Annotated in this window: 11 protein-coding genes; 3 read left to right on the top strand and 8 right to left on the bottom strand. The window is 72.1% G+C overall.

What is annotated here, in order from left to right:
* Positions 1-29: 29 nt before the first annotated feature.
* The gene (locus B4915_RS09730; RefSeq protein ID WP_245907427.1) at positions 30-1,109 is read right to left on the bottom strand and encodes a LacI family DNA-binding transcriptional regulator; all 1,080 of its coding nucleotides are present in this window, start codon (positions 1,107-1,109) and stop codon (positions 30-32) included.
* Between the two features lie 232 nt (positions 1,110-1,341).
* Here B4915_RS09730 and B4915_RS09725 point away from each other — a divergent pair, with 232 nt between their 5' ends.
* Together B4915_RS09725 and B4915_RS09720 are read left to right on the top strand one after the other, a co-directional pair.
* Entirely contained in the window at positions 1,342-2,538 is a 1,197-nt protein-coding gene (locus B4915_RS09725; protein WP_105805576.1) for a Gfo/Idh/MocA family protein, read from the top strand.
* Positions 2,539-2,636: 98 nt separating this feature from the next.
* Positions 2,637-3,638 carry a sugar phosphate isomerase/epimerase family protein gene (locus B4915_RS09720; RefSeq protein WP_105805575.1) on the top strand — a complete coding sequence of 334 codons (1,002 nt, stop codon included), beginning with the start codon at positions 2,637-2,639 and terminating at the stop codon, positions 3,636-3,638.
* Between the two features lie 69 nt (positions 3,639-3,707).
* Here the strand turns inward: B4915_RS09720 and B4915_RS09715 are convergent, their stop codons facing one another.
* Positions 3,708-5,141, bottom strand: coding sequence for a sugar porter family MFS transporter (locus B4915_RS09715; protein WP_105805574.1), 1,434 nt, complete (start codon positions 5,139-5,141; stop codon positions 3,708-3,710).
* A gap of 132 nt (positions 5,142-5,273) precedes the next feature.
* Between B4915_RS09715 and B4915_RS09710 the strand changes: the two genes are divergently transcribed.
* A complete protein-coding gene (locus B4915_RS09710; protein ID WP_105805573.1) occupies positions 5,274-6,101 on the top strand; it encodes a sulfite exporter TauE/SafE family protein in 828 nt (275 codons plus the stop codon).
* A 9-nt stretch (positions 6,102-6,110) separates the two neighbouring features.
* Here the strand turns inward: B4915_RS09710 and B4915_RS09705 are convergent, their stop codons facing one another.
* From B4915_RS09705 to B4915_RS09680, 6 genes are all read right to left on the bottom strand, one after another.
* Positions 6,111-6,983 carry a sugar phosphate isomerase/epimerase family protein gene (locus B4915_RS09705; protein ID WP_105805572.1) on the bottom strand — a complete coding sequence of 291 codons (873 nt, stop codon included), beginning with the start codon at positions 6,981-6,983 and terminating at the stop codon, positions 6,111-6,113.
* A gap of 82 nt (positions 6,984-7,065) precedes the next feature.
* Positions 7,066-8,082 carry a Gfo/Idh/MocA family protein gene (locus B4915_RS09700; RefSeq protein ID WP_105805571.1) on the bottom strand — a complete coding sequence of 339 codons (1,017 nt, stop codon included), beginning with the start codon at positions 8,080-8,082 and terminating at the stop codon, positions 7,066-7,068.
* Between the two features lie 31 nt (positions 8,083-8,113).
* Positions 8,114-9,052, bottom strand: a complete 939-nt coding sequence (locus tag B4915_RS09695; RefSeq protein WP_105805570.1) for a sugar phosphate isomerase/epimerase family protein — start codon at positions 9,050-9,052, stop codon at positions 8,114-8,116.
* 11 nt (positions 9,053-9,063) lie between these two features.
* The gene (iolD, locus tag B4915_RS09690; protein WP_105805569.1) at positions 9,064-11,004 is read right to left on the bottom strand and encodes a 3D-(3,5/4)-trihydroxycyclohexane-1,2-dione acylhydrolase (decyclizing); all 1,941 of its coding nucleotides are present in this window, start codon (positions 11,002-11,004) and stop codon (positions 9,064-9,066) included.
* Entirely contained in the window at positions 11,001-12,008 is a 1,008-nt protein-coding gene (gene iolB / locus B4915_RS09685; RefSeq protein WP_105805568.1) for a 5-deoxy-glucuronate isomerase, read from the bottom strand. Before iolB ends, iolD begins: the two co-directional genes overlap by 4 nt.
* A gap of 65 nt (positions 12,009-12,073) precedes the next feature.
* Entirely contained in the window at positions 12,074-12,958 is an 885-nt protein-coding gene (locus B4915_RS09680) for a Cgl0159 family (beta/alpha)8-fold protein (protein ID WP_181158529.1), read from the bottom strand.

Here is a 12,958-nt window from a genome sequence, read left to right as displayed (position 1 = left end):
GCTGCGGCCCCGGCAGGGCGCGCAGGGCGTCACGCACCGGAGGAGCGCCGCACGATGAGCCGCGGGGGGAGCAGGGCGGCCGGCGCGGGGGCGGCGCGGCCGGGCGCGGCATCCCGGCCCAGCTCCGCCGGGACCGGCTCGCGTGCCCCGCCGGACGCCCCGGCAGGCACCGGGCCCGCTGCATCGGCGAGAAGCTCCCGGAGCGCCCGGCCGGCCACCTCGCCGAGCTCGCGCGGGTCGCCGCTGACCGAGGTCAGCGAGAGGGTCTCGTACGCGGCGATCGGGGAATCATCGTAGCCGACGACCGCGAGCCCGCACGGCACCTCGATGCCTCTCGCCCGTGCCGCGCCGATCACGCCCACGGCCATCGGGTCGTTCACCGCGAAGACGGCAGAGGGCGCCGGCGGCGCGGCGCCGCCCCTCGCAGCCTCGAACAGCCCCGCGGCAGCTGCGAACGCGGCGGACTCGGTGGTGCGAGCCGCCCGCAGCACCCGCGGCGCGAGCCCGCGCTCGCCCATCTCCTCGCGATACCCGGCCTCGCGCGCTGCCGAACTCGCACCCGTGGCGCTGAGGCACACGATGTCCCGGTGCCCCAGTTCGGCCAGGTGCGCCGTGGCGAGCCGTCCGCCCGCGCGTTCGTCGCTCGCGACCAGCGGAGCACCGGGCAGCAGCATCGAGCGGGTGCCGAGCACCACGGCGGGGATGCCGAGGCGCTGCACCGCGGCCTCGGGCACCTCGCCCGCGAGCACCAGTCCGTCCACGCGGAGCGATCGGAAGGCCTCGACCGGATCGAGGCCGAGATGCGCATTGAGCGCGGCGTCCGCGACGCTGAGGCTGTAGCCGCCCAGCGAGGCCCGCAGGCCCGCGAGGACCGGCGCGAACCAGAGGTTCTCGAACTCGTCGATCACGACGCCAACGCTGCGCGTGCGGCTGCCGGCGAGCCCGGCCGCGAGGCGGCTCGGCGTGTAGTCGAGCTCGGCCACGGCGGTGAGCACCGCTGCGCGCTTCTCGTCGCTCACCCGCGAGGATCCCCGCAGCACGAGCGAGACGAGCGATTTGGAGACCCCCGCGCGCCGTGCGACGTCGTAGATGGTCGGCGCTTTGGCCACCCGCAGCTCCTCTCTCGGCCTCGGAGGCTCCGGCTCGGCGCCGGGACCCGGATCCCGCATTGACAGCGCGACGCATCAAGGTTAGCGTGTTCCCCATTGGAGCGCTCCACCTTTCTTTTGGAGCGCTCCAATGCCTGCCTTCCCCAGCCGGCGGAACCGCTCCCCGTCGGCTCCCCCGCCCCGCCCGCCACACGCTCCGGAGCACCGCCCGGAGCCCACCGAAAGGAACACGATGCAGCAGTCACTCGGCGTCGCCGTCATCGGCGCAGGCATGGCCGGCAAGGCCCACGCCGCCGCCTACCGCGCCGCCTCCACCGTCTACCGGCCGGTGCTCCCGCCGATCCGCCTCGTCTCCGTCGCCGACGTCAACACCGCGCTCGGCCAGGAGACCGCGGCCCGCTACGGATTCGAACGGCACGACGCCGACTGGCGCAGCATCGTCGAGGACGACGCCATCCAGGTGGTCAGCGTCGTGGTCGCCAACTTCCTCCACCGCGAGATCGTCGAGGCACTGCTCGCCGCGGGCAAGCACGTGCTCTGCGAGAAGCCGCTGAGCGACACCATCGAGGACGCACGCGCCATGGCCGTCGCGGCCCGCGCCGCAGCGGCATCCGGCGTCGTCGCCCGCATCGGCTACAGCTACCTGCGCGCGCCCGGGATCGCCTTCATCGAGCGGCTCATCGCGGACGGCCGCCTCGGCGAGCTGCAGCACTTCTCCGGCCGCTACTGGACCGACTACGGCTGCCGGCCCGATGCGCCGATGAGCTGGCGCTACCGCGGCCCGGCCGGCTCCGGTGCGCTGGGCGATGTGGGCAGCCACCTCGCCTACATCGCGGAAGCGCTCTGCGGCACCGCCACCGAGGTGTCGGGCGGCCGCTTCCACACCGCCATCGCGGAGCGACCCGAGCCGCTCGGGCCGGTGGTCGGCCACAGCCGTGGCGATGTGGGCGAGAAGCTGATCCCCGTCGAGAACGACGACTACGCCACCTTCAACGCGCGCTTCGAGCGCTGCGTCGGCACGATCGAGGTGTCCCGCGTGGCCGCCGGCCACCCCAACACCCTGGAGCTGGAGATCTTCGGCTCGCGCGGGGCCGCGCGCTGGTCGCAGGCGAACCCGGGCCGGCTCGAGGTGATGCTGCTCGACGAGCAGGACGACGTCGCCGGCTACCGCACCGTCGCACTGGGCCCCGCCCACCCCCGCTACGCGGGCGGTTGGGCGATGGATGCGCCCGGCGTGGGCGTCGGCCAGAACGACCTCTTCGTGCATCAGGCCCGGGCCTTTCTGGAGGAGGTCGCCGGGATCCCGGAGAGCGAGTCGCTGCCGCGCTGCGCGAGCTTCGACGACGGCGTGCACCACATGGAGCTGCTCGCCGCGGTCACCCGGTCCGCCGAGCTGCACGGCGCCGCCGTCCCGGTGCCGGCCGCCTGAGCCGGCCGGCACGCCCCGATCCGGCCTCCTCCCGGGGTCCGGATCATCCACCCGTGACCCGGGCGCGAGCCCGGGCCCCAGCAGAAAGCGAGCACAGCATGCGCCTCGGCGTCTACAACGCGATCCTGCACGACCGCAGCCTCCCCGAGGCGATCGCGGTCGTCCGCGAGCTCGGCCTCAGCGGCATCGAGCTCAACTCCGGCGGGTTCCTGCCGCCGGTGCACCTCCCGCATCGCGAGGCGATCCTCGCCTCCGACACCGCCCGCGACGAGTTCCTGGGCCAGTTCGAGGGCACCGGCGTGCAGATCGCCGGGCTCAACTGCAACGGCAATCCGCTGCACCCGAAGCCGGTCATCGGCGAGGCCCACGCCGCCGATGTGCGCCGCTCCATCGAGCTGGCCGCCCGGCTGGGGCAGGACCGCGTGGTCACCATGTCGGGGCTGCCCGGCGGCGAACCCGGGGCGACGGTGGTGAACTGGGTGGTCAACGCCTGGAACTCGGCCGCGCTCGACGTGCTCGACTACCAGTGGGACATCGCGGCGAGATTCTGGCGCGAGATCGACCGCTTCGCCGCTGATCACGGCGTGAAGGTCGCCCTCGAACTGCATCCGCAGAACCTGGTGTTCAACTCGGCCGATGTGCACCGGCTCATCGAGCTCACCGGCGCGACGCAGCTGGGCGTCGAGCTCGACGCATCGCACCTGTTCTGGCAGCAGATGGACCCCGTCGCCGTGGTGCGCCACCTCGGCGAGCTCGTGCTCCACGCGGCGGCGAAGGACGTGCGCGTCAACGCGGAGCAGGCGGCGCTCACCGGCGTGCTCGACAACTCCTTCCGGCGCCTCTCCCCCGAGGAGCCCCGCACCAACATCGGCGGCGAGGAGTGGGTCAACGAGTGGCCGAATCCCTCGGCATGGGACTTCGTCGCGCTGGGCCGGGGCCACGACACCGCCTTCTGGACGGAGTTCCTGCGCGCGCTGCGCGAGGTCGACCCGGGCATGTGGGTCAACATCGAGCACGAGGACGTCTCGCTCGGCCGCATCGAGGGACTGGAGGTCGCCGCTCGCGTGCTGCGGGAGGCGGATCGACGACTCGGCGCCTGAACAGCGGTCCAGGCCGCGCAGCACGGGGCGCCCGCGCATTCGCGCCGGCGCCCCGTGCTGCGCTCCGAGCTATCGCAGGTAGATCGAACCGGTCGTCACGTCCTCCTCGAGCTCCTCGAGGGTGCGGCCGCGGGTCTCGGGCACGAACTTCACGACGAAGAACAGCGCCATCACCCCCACCGCGGCGAAGAGGTAGAAGGTGCCGGTGATCCCGACCGCGTCGACCAGGGAGAGGAAGTACAGCGAGAGAAACCCGTTCGTGATCCAGAGCATGAACACCGCGAAGCCCATGCCGAAGCCCCGCATGTGCAGCGGGAAGATCTCCGAGAGGTACACCCACACGGCCACGTTGAGGAAGGTCTGCATCGATCCCACGAAGACCACCACCAGCGCGAGGATCACCCACGGGCGCAGCGGATTGCCGACGGGAAGCGCCATCGACGCCACGCCGATGAGCAGGTGGCTCGCGGTCGTGAGGCTGAGCCCGGTGATGAAGGTCTTGCGGCGATCGAAGCGGTCCATCATCGCGAGCGCGATGACCGCGCCGATCACGGCGATGACGCCGGGGGCGATGTTGGCGATGAGCGCGGCACGCTCGTCGAAGCCGGACTCGACGAGCACCGTCTGGCCGAAGTACATGATCGAGTTGATTCCGGTGAGCTGCTGCGCGATGCCGACGCCGGCGCCGATGAGCAGGATCCGGACGAGGTTGCGGTTGGCGAAGATCGCGCGCCAGCCGAGTCGCGGCTGCGCGAGTTCCTCCGCGGCCAGGCGCACCAGATCGCTCATCTCGGCCTCTGCGCGCGCTTCCGAGCGCACCGTCCGCAGCACCGCGAGCGCCTCGTCCTCCCGGCCCTGCTTCATGAGCCAGCGGGGCGACTCGGGCATGCGCAGCATCCCGAAGAACAGGGCGATCGCGGGCAGGGCGCAGATGGCGAACATGATGCGCCAGACCCCGTCGAGGTGGCCCCAGACGTTGCCGATGATCGCGTTCACCACGAAGGCCGCGAGCTGGCCGACGACGATCATCAGCTCGTTGCGGCCGGCCAGGGAGCCGCGGATCTCGTAGGGCGCCATCTCGGCGAGGAAGACGGGGACCACCGTCGAGGCCCCGCCGACCGCGAGGCCGAGCATGACGCGGCCCAGGACGAGGACGCCGAGGCCCGGCGCCACCACCACGAGGAGCGTGCCGGCGAAGAACAGCACGGCGAGCAGGATGATGGTCGTGCGGCGCCCCCAGCCGTCGGCGAGCCGGCCGCAGCTCATCGCGCCGATCGCCGCAGCGAAGATCAGCGAGCTGGTCACGACGCCCTCGGTGAAGGGGTTCAGGCCGAGCTCGGCCGCCATCGGCCTGAGCGCGCCGTTGATCACCCCGGTGTCGTAGCCGAAGAGGAGGCCTCCGAAGGTGGCGATCAGCGCGACGAGGCCCAGCCGCCTCCGGTGCGGGCCTGCGGTGAGCGCAGGGAGCGCCGGTGCGGTGCGATCGGGTGCTGCTGGGGGCACGAGGACTCCTTCGTCGAACGAGCGATCCGGCCGACGGTCGGCCGCACCTCGCAGCTTAACAATGTTGTTACATAACAACAAACCCGCGCGGCCGCGCGGGAGCCGCGTCCGCCCGGAGAGTAGGGTGAGCGCGTGACATCGCTGCTGCCGGAGATCGCCCCCCTGGGCTGGGCGCTGCTGGCCCTCGCGGCGAGCCTCGTCGGCTTCTCGAAGACGGCCTTGCCGGGGATCAACACCGTCTCGATCGCGATCTTCGCCGCGATCCTGCCAGCCAGGGCGTCGACGGGGGCGCTCCTGCTGCTGCTCATCGTCGGCGACGTCTTCGCCCTGCTCAGCTACCGGCGTCACGCCGACTGGACGACGCTCGTGCGGCTGATCCCCGCGGTGGCGTGCGGACTCGCGCTCGGCGCGGCCTTCCTCGCCATCGCGGGAGACGGCGAGGTGCGACGGGCGATCGGCGTCATCCTGCTGCTCGTGATCGCCTTCTCGCTGTGGCAGCGGTGGCGCTCGGCCGCGGGCCGGGGAGCGCGGCCGGGGGCGGCGCGCCAGTCGGAGCCCGCCGCGGAAGCGAGGGACACCACCGTACCGGGGGCCGACGCGCGCTCCGGCCGCTGGTCCCGCATCGGCTACGGCGCGCTCGGCGGCTTCACCACGATGGTCGCGAACGCGGGAGGCCCGGTCATGTCGATGTACTTCCTCGCGGCGCGCTTCCCCGTGCGGGCCTTCCTCGGCACCGCGGCCTGGTTCTTCGCGGTCATCAACCTCGCGAAGGTGCCCGTGTCGCTGGGGCTCGGCCTGATCACCGCGCACACCCTGCTGCTCGATCTGCTGCTCGTGCCCGGAGTGGTCGCCGGGGCACTGCTCGGCCGCTGGGTCGCCGTGCGCATCCCGCAGCGCAGCTTCGAGCGGGCCGTGGTCGCCTGCACGATCCTCGGCGCCCTCTACCTGCTCCTCGGCTGAGCCGGCGCCTCACGCCGCCGCGATCAGCTCCCGGATCCGGGCGAGCTGGAAGCGGGAGACCTCGTCGGCCCGCTCGTCCTCGGCGAACACATTGGAGACGATCAGGGCGTCCTCGCGGCCGAGGTAGCCGGTCCGCCGCAGCGCGCCGAACAGCTCGGCCCAGTCGACATCCCCGTCGCCGATCGCGAGGTGCTGGTGCACGCGCACCGCATTGCCCGGTGGGTTGGTGATGTAGCGCAGGGCGTGCGAGCGGCGATGGTCGAAGGTGTCGGCGGTGTAGACCGCGCCCAGGCGATCGCCGATCTCCGGCAGCAGCGAGGCGGCGCGGTCGCCCATGTGGAAGGTGTGCGCCGCGACGTAGACGAAACCGACCCGCTCCGTGTTCAGGCCGCGGACGATGCGCCACGCTTCGAGGCCGTCCTCGACGAAGTCGTCGGGGTGGGGGTCGAGGTTGAGGCTCACGCCCTCACGCTCGAGCACCGGGATCAGCGCCTCCATGGCCCGGTAGAAGCAGTGCTCCGACTCCTCCGCGCGCTCGGGGCGCCCCGAGAACTCCGTGTTCACGATCGGCGCCTCCAGCTCCGCCGCGATCCGGATGTAGCGGGTCATGTTGAAGATCGCGGCCTGCAGCTGATGCTCCTCCGGGCCGCCGAGTCGCTGCACCGGCAGCACCGAGGTGATCCCCACCCCGGCATCCCGCGCCCGCTTCTTCAGCGTCGCGAGCATCCCGCTGTCCAGCTTCGGATGGTGGAAGTGCCGGCCGAAGTCGGGGTTCGGGGTGAGCTGCAGATGCTCGTAGCCGAGCCGGGCGGCGAGATCCGGGAACTCGAGCAGATGCACCGAGTCGTTGTAGGGCGTGGGATCGAGTGCGATGCGGACCATGATGCTCCTTGTGCGCGGGCCGGGGGACGGGGGTGTGAGCGGCAGGGCGCGGCACGGTGCGGGCTGCGGCCGCGCCACCGGCTCACGCGTAGAAGGCGGGCCGCTCCGGCCGGGCGACGGGCACGACGCCGCCCTCGCCGAGGGCGGTCACCCCCGCTTCGCAGGCGAGCGCGACGAGGTAGCCGTCCCAGGCGTTGGGTCCGTCGATGAGCTCGCCGCGGCGCACCGCGTCCACCCAGCGCTGGATCTGCGCGTCGTAGGCGGCTGCGAAGCGAGTCGTGAAGCTCTCGTGGTCCTTCACCCGGAAGTACCCGGCGTCCCAGCGCTGCAGCCCGGAGGGCTGGCCGATGCGGGCGATGCCGCGCTCGAAGACGGCCTCGGTGGCCACCTGATAGCCGAATTGGACGCTGACGTTCATCTCGACGTCGACGAGCACGCCGTTCTCCAGCTCCATGATCACGAGGATCGGCTCGCTCAGGCGCTCGGGTGCGAGCGAGTTCCGCCGCGGGTGCTTCACCTCGACGCTCACGACGGGCGACCCCGCCAGCCAGGGCACCACGTCGAACTCGTGCACCACCGAATCGGTGATGAGCATGTCGTTCGTGTAGCTCTCGGGCACGCTCGGGTTGCGGTGCAGCGCGCGGACCATGAGCAGCTCCCCGCTCTCACCGGAGGCGACGAGCTCGCGCAGCGCGGCGTACTCGGCGTCGAAGCGGCGCATGAAGCCGAGCTGGATGTGCGGACGATCGAGCCGCTGCTCGAGCTCCAGGATCTCCAGCGAGGAGGCGGAGTCCTGCGTGAGCGGCTTCTCGCAGAGGATCGGCAGCCGGGCCTCCAGGGCCGGCTTCAGCACGGGGGCGTGGAACTGCCCCGGAGTCGCGATGAGCACGGCATCCAGGGCGTCCGCCTCGATCGCCTCGGCGAGTCCGCCGAACCGCCGGGCGCCGGGCGCGAGCCGCGCCGCGTCCTCGGCGCGGCCGGCATCGGGTTCGACGATGGCCGAGACGCGCGCGCCCGCGACGCGCTCGGTGATGCGCTTGATGTGGTCGGCGCCCATCTTGCCGGCGCCCACGACGGCGATGCGGAGTTCTGCGGTCATGCTGGGGTCTTCTTTCCTCTCGGGACGGGGATCAGCGGATGCGCGCCAGGTGGGTGCAGCCGAAGATGTGCTCGCGCGTGCGCCGGGCGATGGGCAGGGGACGGTCGGTCTCGCAGCCGTACATGTCCTGTTCGACGATGGCGAAGATCTCGGGGTCGATCTGCGCGACGGCCTCGATCACGGGCGCCAGATCGGGCACGCCGTGCGGTGGCTCGATCATGATGCCCTCGGCGACCGCCTGGGCGAAGGGGACGTCGTTCTTCAGGACGTCGAAGAGCAGCGCGGGGTCGACCTGCTTGAGGTGCAGGTAGCCGATGCGCTCGGGCCGCTCCTCGATGAGCTGCACGCTGTCGCCGCCGTAGTAGGCGAAGTGCCCGGTGTCGAGGCAGAGGTTCGTGTAGCGCGGATCGGTCTCGTCGAGGAAGCGGAGCACCTCGCGGGTGGTGCCGATGTGGCTGTCGGCGTGCGAGTGGAACTGCTGCTGCATGCCGAACTCCTCGAGCAGCGCCTTGCCGAGTCGGTCGTGCCCGGCGCCCAGCTTGCGCCACTGCTCATCGCTGAGGGTGCGCGGTTCGAGCACCTCGCTCGTGGCGTCGCTGCGCCAGAGATCGGGGATGACCACGAGGTGCTCGGCGCCGAGCTGCGAGGCGAGCCCGGCGACGGCGAGCGCCTGATCCCAGGCGCGCTGCCACTGCTCCTCGCCCTTGTGGAAGCCGGTGAAGACGGTGCCGGCCGACAGCTTCAGCCCGCGCGAGCCGAGCTCGTCCTCCAGCTGGTGCGGATCGGTGGGCAGATAGCCGTACGGGCCCAGCTCGATCCACTCGTATCCGGCCGCCACCACCTCGTCGAGGAAGCGCGACCACGGGATCTGCCGCGGATCGTCCGGGAACCACACCCCCCAGGAGTCGGGAGCCGTGCCGATGCGCAGGCCGGGGTTGTCACTGGTGTTCAGGTGCATCTCGTTGCTCATTTCGTCGCTGCTCAGCCGAGCAGGGGCTTCTGGGCCGCCTGCTGCTCCTCGTACTCTGCGCGGGCGCGCCGCGTGGACTCGAGGGTCGACACCTGCGGCACGGGGACGTCCCACCATCCGGCGCCATCGGGCGCGTAGATCAGCGGATCGCTGTTGATGTGGATGAAGGTGGCGCGATCCGAGGCCTTCGCCTGCGCGATGGCGGCCTCCAGATCGGGGATCGCGCCCTCGCCGGGCGTGATCTCGATGACGTCCATGCCGTAGCTGCGGGCATTCATGGCCAGGTCGACGGGCAGGATCTGCTCGCCCTGGAAGTTGCGCGCCTCGGGGTCGTAGCTGCGGTACCAGGTGCCGAAGCGCTCCGAGCCGACGGTCTCGGAGAGGTGCCCGATCGAGGCGTAGCCGTGGTTCTGGATCAGGACCACGATGATCTTGATGCCCTCGGCGACCGCGGTGACGAGCTCGGTGTTGAGCATGAGGTACGAGCCGTCGCCCACCATGACGATGACGTCGCGCTCGTCCCCCGCGGCCTCCAGGCCGCGCTTCGCGCCGAGCCCGCCCGCGATCTCGTAGCCCATGCAGGAGTAGGCGTACTCGACGTGGTACCCGAGCGGATCGCGCACCCGCCAGAGCTTGTGCAGGTCGCCGGGAAGCGATCCGGCGGCCTGCACGATCACGTCCTCCGGGGCCGAAGCCCGCTGCACGGCGCCGATGATCTCCGGCTGCCCGGGGAGCGCGAGGCCCGAGGGGGCGAAGGCCGCGTCGACGGTCGCATCCCACTCCGCTTTCTCGCGCGCGATGCGCTCCGCGTAGGAGGGGTCGACGCGCAGATCCCCGGCCGCCCCGCGCCCGTGGGCGTCGAGCAGCTCGCTGAGCGTCTCGCGGGCGTCGGCGATCACGGGGATCTGCGTGCCGTGCTTGTAGGCGTCGAAGGACGCCACGTTGATGTTCACGAAGGTCGCGCCCGGATGCTGGAAGGCGGTGCGCGAGGCCGTGGTGAAGTCGCTGTAGCGGGTGCCGATGCCGATGATCACATCGGCCTCTGCGGCGATCCGGTTCGCGGCGAGGGTGCCGGTGGCGCCGACGCCGCCGAGGTACTGCGGGTGGTCCCAGTCCAGCACGCCGCCGCCGGCCTGGGAGCTGCCGACGGGGATGCCGGTCGCCTCGGCGAAGGCGCGCAGCTGCGTCTCGGCCTCGGAGTAGAGCACGCCGCCGCCCGCGACGATGAACGGCCGCTGCGCGCCGCGGATCGCCGCGAGCGCGGCGGCGAGCGCGTCGCGCTCGGGACGCGGACGGCGGATCCGCCACTCGCGCGGCTGCAGGAACTCCTCCGGAACGTCGAGCGCCTCGGCCTGCACGTCCTCGGGGAGGGCGATCGTCACCGCCCCGGTCTCCGCGGGATCGGTGAGCACGCGCATGGCGCTCAGCGCGATCGAGAAGAGCTGCTCGGGGCGCTGCACGCGGTCGAAGAACCGCGAGACGGGCCGGAAGGCGTCGTTGACGGTGAGACCGATGTCGTGCGGCTGCTCCAGCTGCTGGAGCACGGGGTCCGCGACCCGCGTGGCGAAGGTGTCGCTGGGCAGCAGCAGGGCGGGCAGGCGGTTCGTGGTGGCGAGCGCGGCGCCCGTCAGGAGGTTCGTCGCCCCCGGGCCCACGGAGGCCGCGGAGGCGTAGGTGCCGCGGCGGCGGTGCATCCTCGCGTAGCCGACGGCCTGGTGGACCATCGCCTGCTCGTTGCGCGCCTGGTGGTAGGGCATCAGCTCGGGGTCGTCCACGTTGGCCTGCTTGAGCGCCTGGCCGATGCCGGCGACGTTGCCGTGCCCGAAGATGCCGAACATGCCGGGGATGGTGCGCTCTCGGATCTCGCTGCCGTCGCCGCTGCGGTCGACGGTCCACTGCCGCGCCAGGAACTCGACGAGCGCCTGGCTGACGGTCATGCGTCGGGTGGTCATCGTGCGTTCTCCGTGTTCGTCTCGGGGTCGGCGGCGCCGGCCTGCGGCGTGAAGGGGAGCCGGGGGTCGAGCTCCTGCCCGTCCCAGGTGTCGCGGACCCAGCCGTGGGCCGGATCATCGCTGATCAGCCAGCTCCGCTCCGGGTCGGGGCCGGCCATCACGTTGAGGTAGTACATGTCGTAGCCGGGGGCGGCGACCGCCGGGCCGTGGTAGCCGTAGGGCACGAGCGCGACGTCTCCGGTCCGCACCTGCACGTCGATCTCGATCTGCCCGGCGGGCGAGGAGTAGGTGCTGAACATCCCGAAGGCGTGCTCCGCGCTGACGCCGGCGGGGGCGTCCTTCGCCGGGGCGAGCTCGAAGTAGTAGATCTCCTCGAGTTCGGACTCGTGCCCGGGCCGATGCTCGTCATGCTTGTGGGGCGGATACGAGGACCAGTTCTCGGCGGGGGTGATGACCTCGACGACGATGAAGCGGGCCGCGTCCAGGGATTCCTTCCGGCCGAAGTTGTGCACCTGGCGACTCGACGCGCCGGCGCCGCGCAGCTCGACGGGCACCTCCTCCGCGGGGATGCGGCGGCTCGGGCGCAGCAGCTCCGGGCGGTCGAGCGGCACCGGCGAGGTGGCCACCAGGAAGCGGCTCTCCCCCGGCGACAGCGCCGTCACCGTGCCGGTGGAGGCGGCCGAGAGGTAGAGCACGTCGGTGGGGCCGTCGAAGACGGATGACCGGCCGGAGAGGCGGGTGACGGACTCGCCCCCGGCGCGGGATCCGGCCTCCGCGCGGGAGGGCCCGGCCTCGCGGTGGGCGACGGAGAACGAGCCGGAGAGGGGGACGATCAGCCGTTCGACGCCCGGCTCCCCGAGCGCCAGCGAGGACCCCTGCGCGAGCCTGCCCACGCGCAGGCCGGTGTGCTCCCAGCCCGGGATCCGCTCGTCGACCACGGTCTCCCACCCGTCCTCGGCCAGTTCGCCGCGGCGGTGGAACCAGCCTTCACTCTGCTGCGTCACTGTCGTGCCCCTCTCCTGCTCGGTTGTGCGATGCGCGGTCGCGCTCAGTCGTTCTGCGGGATGCCTCACTCGAGATCGCGGTGCACGAGACGCGCCGCCGTGTCGACCGCGGCGGCCACGTCCCCGTCGGGCGGATAGAGCAGGGTGCGGCCGACGGTGAGGCCGCGCACGCCGGGCAGCGAGAGCGCCCGCTCCCAGGAGGCGAAGGTCGCGTCGGGGTCGCCACCGCCCTCGCCGCCGAGCAGCAGCGTCGGCATCGTGGTGGCGGCCATGACCCGCTCCATCTCGGGCACCACCGGCAGCTTCATCCAGGTGTAGGCGCTGGAGTTGCCGAGGCCCGCGGCGATGGCGGTGGAGAGGACCACCGCGTCGGCCGTGAGCTCGTTGACCACCCTGCCGCCGATCCGGCTGCTCATGAAGGGTTCGAGCATGATGGGCAGGCCGGCCGCGGCTGCGGCGTCGACGGCGCGCGCGGTCGCCTCCAGGGTGGCCGCGGTGCCCGCGTCGTCGAGGTCGATGCGGATGAGCGTCTTGGCGAAGTCGATTCCCTGGCGCACCATCGCGCCGACGTCGTAGGCGGTGTAGCGGTCGTCCATCTCGAAGGAGGCGCCGCGCAGGCCACCGCGGTTCATGGAGCCGACCACGATCTTGTCCTCGAGGAGCCCCAGCGCCGCGAGGTCGTCGATGATGTCGGGGGTGCCGAGCACGCCGTCGACGCCGGGCCGCGAGACGGCGAGCGCCATGCGCTCGAGCAGCTCGTAGCGGTCGGCCATCGCCGTCGCGTCGCCGTTCACCGCGAGCGCCCCGCGCGCGGGGTGATCCGCCGCGACGATGAAGAGCCGCCCGTCTCCGCGGATCACCTCGCGGCGCCGGCGTGCCGCGAGCGCGCGGCCCACGCCGGCGGGGTCGGCGGCGCGCAGCTCGCGCAGCGCGTCGAAATCCAGTGCCAT

Origin of the sequence: Leucobacter massiliensis, from assembly GCF_002982315.1 — a bacterium.
Taxonomy (GTDB): Bacteria; Actinomycetota; Actinomycetes; order Actinomycetales; family Microbacteriaceae; genus Leucobacter; species Leucobacter massiliensis.
Note: the sequence above shows the minus strand (reverse complement) of the source record. Positions and strands in the feature narration are given on the sequence as shown.